We start from the raw sequence: 14,564 nt of genomic DNA, 5'->3' as shown, positions 1-14,564 counted from the left end.
AGCAGACCTAAATTAAAATGTGATTTTACTCCAGCTTATTAGGGGGCTAAGACATAATAAAGGCTTAAATCGGTCATTGTCTGAGCCGTTTTTGTCGAACTCTGATATTGTATTATCCGCTACTTCAATAATCTTTTCTTTTCTTCTTTGCTTTGCATCGTCTCTTTTAAGGGTTTCAATCTGTTCTTTTTGCTCTTTGTAAAATCCATTGAAACAGTTGAAAAGGCAGTCAGAATAGTAGTCGGTTAATTTTTCGTGCTCTGGTTGTACTAAAAGTTGAAGTTCGTAGTCTTTTAAAATTCTATCATAGTACATTGACTTGTATTGGTCAATTGCCACTTGAATATCAGAAATATACCTTTTATTGTAGGAGGCTTTTACAAAGTTGTCATACATGTTAGAAATAAACTCATATCGTCCAATTAATGTGTCAATACTTTTCGTTGTGTTTAATATGTTAATGCTTTCAAGAAGTTGAATACCTTGACGCTGGATTTGCATTGGAACATAGTTGAAGTTTTTTATTTCTGCTTCTCTTTGCTCTTGTTTCTCCTTAAAAAGTGCAACTATGTTTTCTTCATTAAGGTCGATTGTCATTTCCGTTGTGTTATTACCAACTTTTCGACTTGTTACATTAACCAATTTATCGGTGTTCGTTTTGCCTTTGTCAGAATTTGATATAGCTTCTGAATGTCTCGTCTTTTGAATACTTGACTTATTGTACTTTGAGTTAAATTTTTGGTCAGAATATGATAGCAAGACTATGAAATCAATTAGGCCAACTATTGCAGGAATAAAGGTCCAACAGAGAAGCAAATAGACAATTCCCAAAATTGGTTGTCCGAGATAAAATCTGTGAACACCAAGTCCACCTAAAAAGAAAGCCAATAATGCTGCTGTCGTTTTACTTTTCATGTGTCGTTTTTAAATGTGTGACAACGGATTTGGCTATGGCAAGTGCGGGATTAGAAACCAATTTCTTGTCTGCGTACCGTAAAGTTGATTGGTTGTAATATGTTGATATTTAAGCACTCAGCCCGCATTTGCTATAGCCTGTGTTGTGCGTTCGGCTTTTTCTTTATTCCCAAATTATACAGTCGTTCAAACTAACCGAAATGTTCAATGTTTTCCCCTTACAGACTCCGATAACGGTCAGGTTTTGTCCCTTTCTCAATTTTGAAATGACGTTCATGTTGTCGTCCGAGAAATAACAATTTACGCTCTGTAAGTAGTCCACACCGAGAGACACATAAGGGTCTCCCATGATGTCTTTCCCAATGTCTTCAATGACACCGTGAACCATTAGTTTTCGATCTAAGTATTTGTCATCGGCAGCAACTTCGTTGTCGTCATAAGCTTTGAATAGTTGAGTTGCCGATAATTCAAAGTCTGCGTCAATGTAATATGGGCTACTTGGATAAATTCGTTTCAAGTAGTCGTTATAACCTCTTTTTGTAGCAATATAGTTGTAAGTGTAGTCTCCTTCATCGTTCCATACGGATAGTCCTTTTGAACGAGCCTCATAAACCGCATTTAGGACTTCTTTGTTTGTCGGGGCAATAACACCAAATAGCGAAGACAAGTCATAGTTGAATTCTATTTTTCCTGTCTGCTTGCCATCGGCATCGAATACTACACTTGGTTCACCATAATACTTGTAGCGATTTTTGTAGCGGACGAAAACATCAATGATTTCATTAGTCAAGCCACCGCGTTGTGGTTGTGCAAGTCCTATTACGGTTATTGAAAATCTTACTAATTCGTCTCCATTTGTCATTTGTTCAAGTCGCTTGATGATTACTTCATCTACACTAAATCCTTCCGAACTTATGTATGTCATTCCGTTAGAAATGGCATTTAGGACAGGAATGTAATCTACTGAAACGGTTTCGTTATCTACAAGTAATTTGTAAGTGTTCATTTCCTTGAGTTCAGTCAATTTGTTATTTCTCCATGCCTTTTGTTCTTCGGGGAGTGAGGCTACTCTTTTTTCGACTTCGTTTAAATAGTTCTGATACGGAGATTTTTCCGAGGCAGAACCTTGAGCTAAATTGGTGCTATTTATTTCAGGTTCTTGCTTGTCCAATGTACTACCTGTTACAGCAAGTCCAAGAATCAAAAGACTTATTTTAAACGCTATTCTGACTGGTCTCTTTGCAAGAAAAGAAAGTCTTTCAATGAGTTTGTCTGATATTGGTGGAATTAGACTTAATCCGGTAATAATTATGAGTAGTCCACCGAGAAACGATGTTTTTGCTATTGTTACTACTCCAATTAATGTAAGGGCCAAACCCAAAATGTACTTTGATAATTTGTTCATGGTTTACGGTTTAATATTTCGGTTAGTGGTTTTTTTAGCTGACGCACAACTTGTTTATATATGTCATTTTATCACATTTAGCCCTCCACTGAGGGTGTTATTATGTGATTTTTATCAAGTTTAGCCCTCAACCTTCAAATATCAATATTCTCAATGGATACTGAACACCCCTGATCTGGCACGCTCCTGGGGCGCGTATCTTAATCCCATCACCTTTAGCAAAACTAAGCGGTAGAAGCCGTAAACACAAGTTTCTCAGCAAAGAAGGAAAATACTTCGTAAGCGTTGATACGGTCTGCTGACTTGATTGCTTAAAATTCCAGATCACGGTAAAGCGATGGCACATCAATGCCGGTAAGAGATGCCAGGCCAAGCATAAAAAGGGACCAGAGGAAAAATGATCCGGCCATATAAAAGACAATCCTGAGCCGGGGAAAATCCAGGGCCACAGCGATGAATGCCCCGACAGGCACAGTAAAAAGCACAGGGGTGAGTATTGCTATGCCGGCCAGCCCATAGTTATTTATAATGCGTTGTATCCACCGCTCTTTGCGGCTCATGGGTTTTTCTGGCTTTGTGCTCTCCGGTCCTGTTCCGGTTTTGCTGCTAAGCGGGACACTCCATGCGGGCCGCAGGTTTCGCAATCCGGGGAAGAAGTAGGCCAGTGCTTTCCGTGCCTGGTGGCCCAGATAAATGAAGAAGATTACACCGGCTACACCTCCGGCCACCGTGGAAAGCAGTGCGGTAAAAAAGTCGAATCCATACACTATGGCAAGCCCGTTTCCCATCAGGTATTTAAAGGAACAGAGGGCTATCACACTGAGTATTTTCAGCGCCTGTTCCATCACAGTATATAAACAAGATAGAGCAGGTAAAAACCCAGAAGCATGAATCCTCCGCCACGAGTGATCTTGTCATGCTTATGCATGAGCGGAAAGAGGAGAAGGGACAGGCCGATCATCCAAAAATAGTCGAGCTGCAAAAACACTTCTGATATTTGAATAGGCTTTAATAAGGCTGTAATGCCCAGAATGCTGAAGATATTAAATATGTTGGAGCCGACCAGGCTCCCGACAGCGATGTCAGCATTTCGTTTCACCACCGCAATAATGGAGGTCATCATTTCCGGCAGGCTGGTTCCGATTGAGACGATGGTGAGGGCAACGATTCGTTCACTCACGCCAAAATAAACAGCAAGTTCTGTGGCTCCCCAAACGAACCACCTGGAGCCGAGGTAAAGCGCCAAAATAGCGACCAGCAGCAATACAATATGAACGATCACCGGGCGATGCTTTTTTGCTTTCTTCTCTTCTTCCTCTATCTCTTTTGCGGGATTGCTCTGGTCCACGCCTGATTTGCGGGAATTAATGATGAGATAGGAACTGTAGAAAATGAGGCAAATAATGAAAATGCTGCCTTCTATAAAGCCAAGACTAAAGTTCCAGGAAAAGATAATGAGCATTAATGCTGAAATGATCATTATGGGCCAGTCGAAGGTGAGGGTGGTTTTTCGGAGGATTACGGGCCGGATGATGGCCGTGGCGCCTAGGATAAGTCCGATGTTGGAAATGTTGGATCCCACTACATTTCCGACAGAAATATCAGGAGTGCCGAAAAAGGCGGCATAGATGCTCACCACAAGCTCAGGAGCGGAGGTAGCAAAAGCCACAATAGTGGAGGCTACGACCAGAATGGAAATCCTCGCCCGCAAAGCAACTTTTATAGCTTCGCGCACCAGCAATTCGCCTCCTCCCAGAAGAACGACTACTCCCAGAATAAGAAAGGCTACGGCTTCTAACATTCAGCAAAATTTGAGAAATCATACGTCTTTTTCGCCATAGGCAAGATCGCCTGCATCACCCAGGCCGGGCACAATGTACGCTTTGGCAGTGAGCTCTTCATCAATCGCTGCGGTCCAGATGGTGAAGTTGCTCAGGCGGTGCTTTACGAAGTCAATGCCCACAACGCTGCTGATAACGCTTACCAGGTGCAGGTGTTTTGGTTTGGCATTTTTTAATAATTCTTCGCAGGCAAGTACCAGGGAAGAACCTGTGGCCAGCATGGGATCTACCACCACAATCACCCTGTCAGCCAGCGCAGGAGCGGAAACGTATTCTATTCTGATCTCAAAACCGTCTTCTGAAGAGGGTTGGCGATATGCGGAGATAAATGCGTTGTCAGCCTTGTCAAAGAAATTCAGCATTCCCTGGTGCATGGGCAGTGCGGCCCGCAGAATGGCGGCCAATACCGGCTGATCCTTGAGCCGGGGAATTGTGGAAACCCCCAGGGGTGTGGTTACCTCACGATTCTCCCACTCCAGGTGCTTGCTGATCTCATAGGCGAAGATCTCTCCCAGCCGGATGAGGTTTCTTCTGAATCGCATCCGGTCTTGCTGCCCCGTTTCATCTCGCAGTTCACTTACGAATTCATTTACAAGGGAATTGCTTTCGCCAAGGTTTATTACTCTTTGAACCATCTTAACAGGATTGGAAGTTTGTTAGCGCGTATTTGCAAATATAAAATTTCTTCACTGCCAAAACTTTTAAAGAAATTGGCGATGGAAGGTATTTCTGAGCCTTCAAAATCCAGGATTTTCGATGTGGAAGCAAAATCCCGGATGAGTTGATCAAACAACAGCGTGTGCCCGCCCAAATTTCTCCCCGCTTCGTTGGAGGAACCGATCAGGTAAATACAATAATCTCTGTCAATAATAAAAAAGCTGATGCTCATGAGCTGGCCCAGCGAGTCGTGAGCGGAGTAGAGGCGGCACATTTTTCTGGCCATCAGCGCTGCCACTAATTTTTTCAGCAATGCCATTTGTTTGCGCCCCACGCCTTTGAGCTTGCGTCCAAGCGAGCTATAATAAAAATCCAGCGCCATTGCCGGGTCTGCATTTACCTCTACGCTTACGTGCTTTTTAGCAGCTTTTTTCAGGTTTCTCTTTCTTAGTTGCGCATAATTTTTCTTCAATTCTCCGTAGGGAGGCGAAAGATCGAGATAATGGGTTCTGCGTCTTTTTACTTCAAAATCGGAAATGCCGAGAAGCCTGTTGGCTGAATTAAATTGAATATCAATATAGCGATATTTTGCAGGGATGGCTTCGAGGAATTTTCGGACGTCAGTTTCTGTGACCTCATACACCGAGAATAGTCCGAGTTGCTGCGTATAGTCAGGCTGTGGAAGGTAATGTACGCCATACTTCCTTTTGCCTGTGAGCGGAAAAAGGTATTCATAATCAGCCGTGATGAGAGCTTCCCACCCCGGACTCACAATATCCAGAAACCATGAAAAGCAATAGGGCAGGCGATTTCGCGAAGCCGCCACCATGAGGTCCCACTTCTGCTTATCAATTTCCCGGTGCTTCAGGTGGTAAATCTTCATTTCCGGTGGTTCATTGCTGAGCCTTCAGCGAGCATGGTTTCGAATATCTTTCTCCAGCGGCTCCATATACCTGTTTCACTCAACGTCTCATTGTGCCAAAGGCTGATGAAAGTGCCGCCTGATCGCTGTACCTGCTGCATCAGCATCTGCACCCGTTCGCTGGCCTGTGCTGGGGTCAGTTCCAGATAATGCCTGCAGGTTACGTCCATTACGCAGAAAGGATGGATCATCAGCTTTTCCTGTTTTTCTTTTTCAAGATCATAAAAGGGAAAAGGTTTGGCTGTCCCTGCCCGGAAACCGGTTTCTGCCGCGTAGCCCATCGTGTAATCCTCCTCAATTCCGGCAGCCGCCAGTTCACGGCAGGTTTCGGGCAATTTCATTCTGAGGAAGTGCTGGCGGCTCATCCGCACAGGTTTTTGCAGCAATACTTCAAGCTGCTCTTTTTCCTGCTTCAGGATCCTAGGTTCATTGTGTGAGCGATAAGAAGGATGGAGGCCAACCTGGTACTTATTGAGCCGGGAAAGGATTTTCCGCATTTGTGTACTCTGCGGATCCAGGTTTTTGTCAAACTTCCCGGTCTTGCCCACCTGTACAAAGAAAACAGGCCGGAGCCGGTATTTTTCAAACTGATGGTCGAGGTAGTCAAAATTGTCATAAGGATCGGGTTTGAGGCCGGCCAGCACTTTCAAGCGATTCGAAACGTTTGCCGGATTTTTCAGCAGGTCGCGTACCATGCCGCCTGCTGTCCGGATTAATCCTTTTCCTTTGATCGAAAATGCCTGATCTACATCAATTGTGGGCACAAATTCAGATTGCGGTGCTTCAAGATTTAGCGCTGGAAAATGCTTCAGCAGCCTGTCGCGCAGCATGGAAATCCAGATGTCCACCACGGGCAACTGAAGAAAACCTTCCCTGGAGGCCAGCGAGCTTTTCGGCTGGAAGCGTCCATGCTCATCTGCCTGGTGGGGTAAATATTCTTCGTAACGGCTGAGACACCAGAACACAGCCGAGAAAAGATCGAAAGCAGACTCACCGGTTCCGGCCAAAGGAAAAAGAAGCGGCACTGCGTTTTGCCACAGAACAGGCGTTTCAATAACTTCAATTTTGCTTGCTGCTAAAAATCCGGAGGCCGGAATGTAAAGCTGGTCTTCCGCAGGTTTATCTTTTGAATAATAAAGGGTTGCCTCCCCGGGATTGGCATTAGTGCCCAATTGCAGGATGCGATATTCCACATTAAGATGAAAATGAAATATGACCTGCGCTACATAGCGCAACCTGGGGCCGTCACAATCAGTAAAAATGGTAAGAGAGGATGACAAGGTGCCGGGCAATTAATACCGCACAAATTTGCTGATATATGGTTCTCCGTCAGCTATTGCGTAGATAATATAAACGCCCCGTGGAAGCTGGTCCACCGAAATGGTAATCTCCAGTTCGGTAACTGAATAGTAGCGCTGGAAATAATGCTGCTTTCCCTGCCAACTGGAAATGTAGAGATCAACATCACCTTCAAACTTGCGCAGCATCCTCACGATGAGCAATTGGCTGTGCTCTATAGGGTTGGGGTGAAAATAGAACGCGATGTTGCCACAAATGCCATCGGTATAGCTGATCACGCCATTAAGCTGCCGGGCTTCGCAATCGTTGCGGTAGGTAACGCCATCACAGCCACAAACCGGGTTGATGTCAATACCGCATTCCGTACCCGGCAATATCTGAAATTCGTCAATACATCCATCCTGCTGCAACTGGGCAGCCGCAACAAGAGACCAGAAAAGCAGAGGAAAGAAAAGCGGTAGGATTTTCATAAATGACTTCAAAATTAGAATTAAACGCTTAAATCCATTACTCAATTTGGGTAAATAAATGAATGACGGACTACCTGAAGAAATGCAGATCAGGCATATCTTATTGAAAAAGAGACAACTTTAAAGGTTCGGGAATTATTTCTTATAAAAATGAAAAATATAAATAAGGAGGTACTTTTCACTTCTGCCTAAATTTGCATCGACCCATGCGAATTTCTTTTTCAAATAATATCCTCGTTTTAACGCTTTCGCAACTCAGGAAGTGGCTGAGCCCGAAGGAAAAGACCCATGCGCTGCTGCTGCTGCTTGGAATTGCCGTGGGCGGGATCACAGATGTGCTCAGCGTAGCGATGTTTGTCCCGGTCATCATGATGATCGCTAATCCTGACCTTATCTCAGAGCAAAAATATCTCAGCCTTTTCCATGAATATTTCGGGGAGCCGAGCCTAATTCATTTTATCCTGATGCTGCTCCTTTGCATCCTGATTTTTTTTATTATTAAAACCGTTTACCTGCTTTTCATCCAGCATATGCAGGCGCAGTTTGCTTTCAACCTCTCCACACGCCTCAGCGAAAAACAGGTGAAGCGATATTTTGCCAAGGACTATCTCTTTCTCAAAAACAACAACAGCTATGGCCTGGTGAACAACGCCATGAACGTACCCACGCTCTTCGCCTTTGGTATTATGATTCCCGGCCTTTCTTTTTTCAGCGAATTGATGATCATTATTTTAATAGGCATTGGCATTGGGATATATAATTTAAAGCTGCTGATTTTCCTGGCGGTGGTGCTAGGCCCCGTCATCTTTATTTCATACTATTTCATAAAAAACCAGGTGAGCAGGCTGGGCAAGAAACAGATCAAACTGCAGCCGGTGGCTTACGAAAGCCTGCATCAGGCATTCAAAGGGTTTGTTGATTTAAAATTACATGGCAAGGAGGAGTTCTTTTCGCAGCAATTTGTGCAGCGGCAAAGCGGAATGCACCGCCTTATGACATCCATTTACACTTATAATGCGGCTCCTCACAAAATTCTGGAGTTGGGGGCAGTTCTGGCTATTTCGCTGATATTCTTTTATACCCTCTATTTTGCAGGGTATTTTCGTGCTCCGATAGTATTCCTCAGCATTTTTGCCGCAGCCGCTTATCGGTTGCTGCCTTCTTTCAACCGCATTATCGGAGCGCTGATCAGCATGAAAAACTACCGGCACACCATTGACATCCTCCGCGAATCAGACGAGCCTGCCGAAGCTGTGCAGGAAAAGGATACGGCAGCAGCCCTTCCGTTTGCGCTGGACAAAGAGATAAAGGTGGAAAATGTTTCGTTCGCTTATGAAAACATGAAAGGGCCTTTGCTGGACAAGCTTTCATTCACCATCAGAAAAGGCGATACACTCGGAATTTTTGGTGAATCGGGAGCGGGGAAAAGCACTTTCCTTTACCTGCTGTTGCGCTTCCTGAAGCCTGCCAGCGGAAAAATTGTGGTGGATGGGAAAGACTATTCTGATATTGCGCTGGCGGACTGGCATAAACACATTGGCCTGGTAAAGCAGGATCTTTTTGTTGTAAACGGAAGCGTGGAAGAAAATATAGCATTGGGAACGGAACCGGCAGAGGTAGACAGAGACAAACTTGCCCAGGCAGTGAAGCAGGCCGGACTCAGCGACCTGGTGGCCACCCTCCCCAGCGGATTGGCGACAGAAATGGGCGAAGGTGGGGTGCGGTTTTCATCCGGCCAGTTGCAGCGGATAGGCATAGCACGGGCCCTCTACAAGGATGCAGACATCCTCCTTTTTGACGAAGCCACCAATGCTATTGACATGGAAACCGAACAGGAAATTTTGCATTCGCTGCGCACCTTGAAAAGCCTGAAGAAAACAATTATCATCATAGCGCACAGGATGAGCACACTGAAGGTTTGCAACCGCATTATCCTCCTGAAAAAAGGAAAGGCCCTGCGTGAATATAATTATCCGGAACTTATTGCTTCGCTTACGCCTGAGGAGTTCAATACCGGTGAGGGATTTACGCAAAATTGATAGCTGAAGCTGAATGAAGGTACAGCATTGATTTCTATTGTCCTTTTTAAATTTTTATATGGGAATTCTTAATTTTCTTAAAAAACAACCGACCCCTCCGGAACTGCCACAAGAGGAGTTGTTGGTGGACATCCATTCGCACCTGATACCCGGCATAGATGACGGAGCTAAAAATATGGAGAGAGCGCTACAAATGGCTGCATCCATGAAAAAGCTGGGCTATAAGAAGCTTATCACCACGCCTCACATTACGGGTGATTTCTTCAGGAATACTCCGGAGATTATCCTGGGCGGACTAAGCAAACTGAACGAAGCAATAAAGCAGGAAGGAATTGATATAGAGGTGGAGGCCGCAGCCGAATATTATCTTGATGAGTGGTTTATGGAAAAACTCAATGCCGGGCCGCTCCTCACAATGGGAAAGAAATATTTATTGGTTGAAACTTCTTACTGGAATGAACCTGCCGGATTTGAAGAAACCATTTTCCAGATCCAGGTTGCCGGATATAAACCTGTGCTGGCCCATCCTGAGCGATATATTTTTATGCAGGAAGATTTTTCCAGGTATGAAAAATTATTAGAGAAGAAGGTGCTTTTCCAGATCAACCTGCTCTCCCTCACGAAATACTATAGCCCGGAGGCGAAATTAATCTGCGAGAAACTGATAGACGCGGGAATGGCCCATTTTGCCGGCAGCGATATTCATACTCCGCGTCATATTCCTCGTTTAAAAGAAGCGATGACGTCCAAATATTTCCGCAAACTGTGCAAACTTCCGCTACTCAACAACACGCTCGCGTGAACGGGCTAATTTGCAGTGGCAATCTAATTCCAGCTTCCGGGCGGAGTTGGTGCATTCCTCACGATACGCTTTCAGCAGCTTTCGCTTGGTGCATTCTGTATCATACCTTTCCAGCACCTGTCCTTCACGATCCACCAATGCACAGGAAATGCAGCGTTGGCAGGAACTGCATAGGATGGTTGCCGCAACAAATGCAATGATATACATCACGGTTTTTCTGATCATAACTTTAATTCAATGAACCCGCGGGGCGAGAGGTTCAAAAGTTCCAGGTATTAATTTAAATGATATTATTGGCCATGAATATTTTTTTAACAGGATTTATGGCATCCGGAAAGACCACTTATGGCAGGGCACTGGCGAAGGCAATGAATCGGACGTTCGTGGATTTGGATGAGGTAATTGAGGCCACGGCCGGTAAAAGCATTGCAGAGATCTTCAGTGCAGAGGGTGAAGCGGCTTTCCGTAAAATGGAGCGGATGGCGCTCCTCGAATTAAAGCTGAAAAATGGAGTGGTGGCAACCGGTGGAGGCACTGCCTGTTTTGCAGATAATATGGAATATATGAATGCTTCGGGCCTTACGCTCTACCTGAAAGTGCCTTTACAGGAAATCGCGAGACGGGCAGTTGCGGAGAAAAATGTGAGGCCATTGCTGGAAAACAGAACCGGAAATGATTTAATCGCGTTAATTGCAGCCAAACTGAGAGAAAGAGAAGCTTATTATCTGCAGTCAGCGATCATCCTTGATCCGCTGCATGTATCAGAAAAGGACTTAGCCAAATTGCTGCTTGCAAGAATTGACGATCAATCCTCAACTTTGCCTTTATAAGGTTCTAAAAAATTCTCGTGTAATTTGCCTTTTCAAATCAATCAATCCTTACCCATGAAATTTTACCTGATAGCTGTTGCTGCACTCATGCTTTCCTTCCTCCTCAATCCGGTGCCGCTTCTCTCGCAGGAAACTCCTGATGATACCATTGAAGTGCCTCCTCCCAAGGTCAGGAAGTATTCTCTCGGTAATCCGGTCCCCGACAGGCGTCTGCGCGATTTAAGCCCGGACCGGCCCGACTACACAGAAAGCCCCATCACGGTGGATGCCGGCCGCGCCCAGATCGAGACTGATTTTGTATTATTTGATTTCGGGGGAAATTTTTTCGATGAAGATCGCCCGGTGTACCTTGATAATGTTGTGGTACTTAATAATATTATCAAAGTTGGCCTGAGCCAGCAGGTGGATATGCAACTGGTGCTACCACTGCTGAGCTTTAGGGAAGAGCAACTGGATTCTCAAACGCAACTGTCTATGAACTTTGTGCCGGCTGCGGGCCTGCGTTTTAAGTTTAATCTGGTGGGCAATAATGGAAGCAAGTTCGCATTGGGCGTGATGCCTTACGGAATTGTGGATTTGCTGAGAAGCGAAGATCAGCTTGAAGATGTTGGGATTGCTGTGCCTGTTTCTTACCGTTTGAGTCAGGACGTATCCATAGGCGCTATGGGAACGGCACATGGTAAACCGGGGAAAACTTTTTTCACTGACCATAGCCTCAGCGTTTCGTTCCCAATCCTCAATGATTTTGATTTGAAAGGCTTCGGAGAAGTAGTAACAAGTTTCTGGTACGAGGAATATGAATGGCATTATTCAGCCAACGCGGGCATCATCTATCAACCCGTAAAAGATATTATAATAGATGCCGGTGCCTTTGTAGGATTGACTGAACTGATGCCGGGACTGAACGTTTTTACTGGCGTTACTTTCAGGCTATAAATTACCGGCACATAAGGCCATTATGCTGATTATTACTGACAAACAGGTTATTGGCCGAAAGGAGAAGGTGGATTTTCCTTCATTAAATCTGATGGGTGTTGATGCAAAAATTGATACCGGTGCCTATACTTCGGCTCTTCATTGCCACGATGTCAGGGTTTTTAAGCAAAAACGTAAAACTTTCGTAAGCTTCAAATTGCTTGACCCTTCTCATCCTGCATATAATAACAATCAATATTCGCTGCCACTTTATAAGGTAAAGCAGGTAAAGAGTTCATTTGGCCACAGCGAGAAACGGTATATTATCAAAACTACCATCCGGTTGTTTGATGAACTGCTTGACCTGGAACTTTCCCTTGCCGATCGCAGTAAAATGGAATACCCCGTACTGCTGGGGCGAAAACTATTAAAGCAACGATATATTGTAGACACTGACAGGATTAATCTGTCTCAGAAATTTGTAAAAGCAAGAATAAAAAAGAACAAGCCCAAACACAGCAGCACCTAATGAAAATTGCTATTCTCTCAAGAAACCAAAGCCTTTATTCTACCCGCAGGATCATTGAAGCGGCAGAGCAGCGCGGGCATGATGTAGAGATCGTTGATTATTTGAAATGCCAGGTAATTGTGGAAAAGGGGAAACCCATTATTTATTATCACAAAAAAAGACTGGAGGATATTGATGCTATCGTTCCAAGAATTGGAGCTTCGCGGACTTTTTTCGGATCTGCCGTGGTGCGGCAATTTGAACTGATGGGCGTATTCTCCACCGTCAGTTCACAGGCGATTGTGCGTTCCAGGGATAAGCTCCGGAGCCTTCAGATCCTGGCGCAAGAACATATCGGACTGCCTAAAACGGCCTTCGCTTCAGGTCCGGAAGATGTGGCTTCCATAATCCGGCATTTAGGCGGCACGCCCATCATCATTAAGCTTCTCGAAGGAACGCAGGGAAAGGGCGTGGTACTGGCAGAAAGCGTAAGTGCCGCAAAATCAGCGCTGGATGCCTTTTATGGGCTGAGGGTGAATATCATGATCCAGGAATATATTCAGGAGGCGAAAGGCTCGGATTTGCGGGCCTTCATCGTAAATGGAGTAGTGGTGGGCAGTATGATGCGCACCAGCGCTGAAGGAGAATTCAGGAGCAATTTGCACATGGGCGGTACAGGAAACCCGGTAAAGCTTTCGGCAGAAGAGAAGAAAATGGCCGTAAACGCTGCCAAAGCGCTGGGGCTTAAGATTGCCGGAGTGGACCTTTTACGCAGCAACCGCGGCCCGCTGGTGATGGAGGTTAATTCTTCGCCCGGCCTTGAGGGAATTGAGAAGGCCTCAGGAAAGGATATTGCCGGGAAAATCATACAATTCATAGAAGACCAGCGCACACGGAAACTGAAAGGGGACAAGGTAGGGCACTGAGATACTTTGAAATACTTCAAAGAATTTGAAAGAACGGCCACACAAATAGACCGGAGAAGCTTTAGTTGATGAGCATCACTTTATTTGCTCCGTCCGTTTCCTGCCAGTCCACCTTTACCCGCTGAGAAGAGCGCGTATCTACGGTGATCCCTACATAATCGGGCTCAATTGGCAGGTGGCGGCTGTATCGCCTGTCAACCAAAACTAACAGTTCCACCTTTTCAGGCCGGCCAAAATCTACGAGGGCATCCAGCGCTGAACGCACCGTACGGCCGGTAAACAGCACGTCATCCACCAGGATTACCTTTTTGCCTTCCACCACAAAATTCATCTCCTGTGGCTGCGGAATGATGGGCATTTCCCGCCTGCGAAAATCATCGCGGTAAAAAGTAGCATCAAGATTTCCGTACTGAATTACCGAATCCGGCTGAAGTTCGAGCAGGCGCTGATAAAGATTTTTCGCGAGGTAAATGCCTCTCGGCTGCAGACCGATCAGTACGCTGTTGCTAAACCGCGAATGGTTCTCGATCAGCTCATAGCACAGCCTGTCCACTGCTATGGAAAATCGTTTGTCTTCTAAAAGTACCACAGGATTCATCGGCTTCAAATCTTTGTTTCCGTCATTTTCAGGATATGCTTAAAATGAGCTTCCGAAACTTCCGCTACTGAAAGCCTGCTATGCGTTACCAACTTCAGGTCTTTTAGCTTTGCCTCTGCCTTAATTTCCTTGAGGGAAACCTTACGATTCACGGGCTTTACCGGTTCCACTTCCACAACCACCCATTTTTCATCGTCTGCTGTAGGATCAGGAAAATGTTCCTTTACCACTTTGCAAATTCCGACAATCTCTTTATCAAAGCTATGGTAGAAAAAGGCAAGGTCGCCCAACTTCATTTCCTGCAAATTATTTCTTGCCTGATAATTTCGTACTCCTTCCCACATCGTCCGGTTTTCACGGACAAGATCATCCCAGGAGTAAGTATCAGGTTCTGATTTTAAAAGCCAGTAATTCATGCCTGGTGAGTTTTAAGATTG

At 45.1% G+C, this 14,564-nt stretch carries 17 protein-coding genes; 6 read left to right on the top strand and 11 right to left on the bottom strand.

The genetic code is table 11. From position 1 onward, the window contains the following. Positions 1-12 precede the first annotated feature (12 nt). From WD077_05535 to WD077_05500, 8 genes are all read right to left on the bottom strand, one after another. Positions 13-915, bottom strand: coding sequence for a TM2 domain-containing protein (locus WD077_05535; GenBank protein MEX0966678.1), 903 nt, complete (start codon positions 913-915; stop codon positions 13-15). 163 nt (positions 916-1,078) lie between these two features. Further along, positions 1,079-2,320 (bottom strand): hypothetical protein, encoded by a 1,242-nt coding sequence (locus WD077_05530; GenBank protein MEX0966677.1) that lies wholly within the window; start codon positions 2,318-2,320, stop codon positions 1,079-1,081. A gap of 311 nt (positions 2,321-2,631) precedes the next feature. Then, a complete protein-coding gene (locus WD077_05525; protein ID MEX0966676.1) occupies positions 2,632-3,165 on the bottom strand; it encodes a hypothetical protein in 534 nt (177 codons plus the stop codon). Continuing rightward, positions 3,165-4,121 (bottom strand): calcium/sodium antiporter, encoded by a 957-nt coding sequence (locus tag WD077_05520; protein MEX0966675.1) that lies wholly within the window; start codon positions 4,119-4,121, stop codon positions 3,165-3,167. Before WD077_05520 ends, WD077_05525 begins: the two co-directional genes overlap by 1 nt. Positions 4,122-4,139: 18 nt before the next feature. After that, the gene (gene upp / locus WD077_05515) at positions 4,140-4,796 is read right to left on the bottom strand and encodes a uracil phosphoribosyltransferase (protein MEX0966674.1); all 657 of its coding nucleotides are present in this window, start codon (positions 4,794-4,796) and stop codon (positions 4,140-4,142) included. Next, on the bottom strand, positions 4,781-5,701 hold the full coding sequence (locus WD077_05510; protein MEX0966673.1) for a GNAT family N-acetyltransferase: 921 nt from the start codon (positions 5,699-5,701) through the stop codon (positions 4,781-4,783). The genes upp and WD077_05510 overlap by 16 nt, the downstream gene beginning before the upstream one ends. Next, positions 5,698-7,020, bottom strand: a complete 1,323-nt coding sequence (locus WD077_05505) for a polysaccharide deacetylase family protein (GenBank protein MEX0966672.1) — start codon at positions 7,018-7,020, stop codon at positions 5,698-5,700. Before WD077_05505 ends, WD077_05510 begins: the two co-directional genes overlap by 4 nt. Positions 7,021-7,032: 12 nt before the next feature. Then, positions 7,033-7,509, bottom strand: a complete 477-nt coding sequence (locus tag WD077_05500; GenBank protein MEX0966671.1) for a hypothetical protein — start codon at positions 7,507-7,509, stop codon at positions 7,033-7,035. A 206-nt stretch (positions 7,510-7,715) separates the two neighbouring features. Here WD077_05500 and WD077_05495 point away from each other — a divergent pair, with 206 nt between their 5' ends. Both WD077_05495 and WD077_05490 read left to right on the top strand, forming a co-directional pair. After that, a complete protein-coding gene (locus WD077_05495) occupies positions 7,716-9,548 on the top strand; it encodes an ABC transporter ATP-binding protein (GenBank protein MEX0966670.1) in 1,833 nt (610 codons plus the stop codon). A 58-nt stretch (positions 9,549-9,606) separates the two neighbouring features. Continuing rightward, the gene (locus WD077_05490; protein MEX0966669.1) at positions 9,607-10,350 is read left to right on the top strand and encodes a CpsB/CapC family capsule biosynthesis tyrosine phosphatase; all 744 of its coding nucleotides are present in this window, start codon (positions 9,607-9,609) and stop codon (positions 10,348-10,350) included. Here the strand turns inward: WD077_05490 and WD077_05485 are convergent. After that, positions 10,327-10,575 carry a hypothetical protein gene (locus tag WD077_05485; protein MEX0966668.1) on the bottom strand — a complete coding sequence of 83 codons (249 nt, stop codon included), beginning with the start codon at positions 10,573-10,575 and terminating at the stop codon, positions 10,327-10,329. The two genes, WD077_05490 and WD077_05485, sit on opposite strands and share 24 nt — an antisense overlap. A 74-nt stretch (positions 10,576-10,649) precedes the next feature. Here WD077_05485 and WD077_05480 point away from each other — a divergent pair, with 74 nt between their 5' ends. From WD077_05480 to rimK, 4 genes are read left to right on the top strand one after another with little or no spacing between them, the layout of a single operon-like run. Beyond that, on the top strand, positions 10,650-11,180 hold the full coding sequence (locus WD077_05480) for a shikimate kinase (GenBank protein MEX0966667.1): 531 nt from the start codon (positions 10,650-10,652) through the stop codon (positions 11,178-11,180). 54 nt (positions 11,181-11,234) lie between these two features. Beyond that, entirely contained in the window at positions 11,235-12,116 is an 882-nt protein-coding gene (locus WD077_05475) for a hypothetical protein (GenBank protein ID MEX0966666.1), read from the top strand. A gap of 22 nt (positions 12,117-12,138) precedes the next feature. Next, positions 12,139-12,624, top strand: coding sequence for a RimK/LysX family protein (locus WD077_05470; GenBank protein MEX0966665.1), 486 nt, complete (start codon positions 12,139-12,141; stop codon positions 12,622-12,624). Continuing rightward, positions 12,624-13,529, top strand: a complete 906-nt coding sequence (gene rimK / locus WD077_05465; protein MEX0966664.1) for a 30S ribosomal protein S6--L-glutamate ligase — start codon at positions 12,624-12,626, stop codon at positions 13,527-13,529. The genes WD077_05470 and rimK overlap by 1 nt, the downstream gene beginning before the upstream one ends. Before the next feature lie 61 nt (positions 13,530-13,590). Here rimK and pyrR read toward each other — a convergent pair whose 3' ends face one another. Then, a complete protein-coding gene (gene pyrR, locus WD077_05460) occupies positions 13,591-14,127 on the bottom strand; it encodes a bifunctional pyr operon transcriptional regulator/uracil phosphoribosyltransferase PyrR (protein ID MEX0966663.1) in 537 nt (178 codons plus the stop codon). Positions 14,128-14,132: 5 nt separating this feature from the next. Next, positions 14,133-14,543 (bottom strand): EVE domain-containing protein, encoded by a 411-nt coding sequence (locus WD077_05455; GenBank protein MEX0966662.1) that lies wholly within the window; start codon positions 14,541-14,543, stop codon positions 14,133-14,135. Positions 14,544-14,564 lie beyond the last annotated feature (21 nt).

Source organism: Bacteroidia bacterium, from assembly GCA_040880525.1.
Classification (GTDB): domain Bacteria; phylum Bacteroidota; class Bacteroidia; order CAILMK01; family JBBDIG01; genus JBBDIG01.
This window is presented reverse-complemented; position numbering and strand designations above follow the sequence as displayed.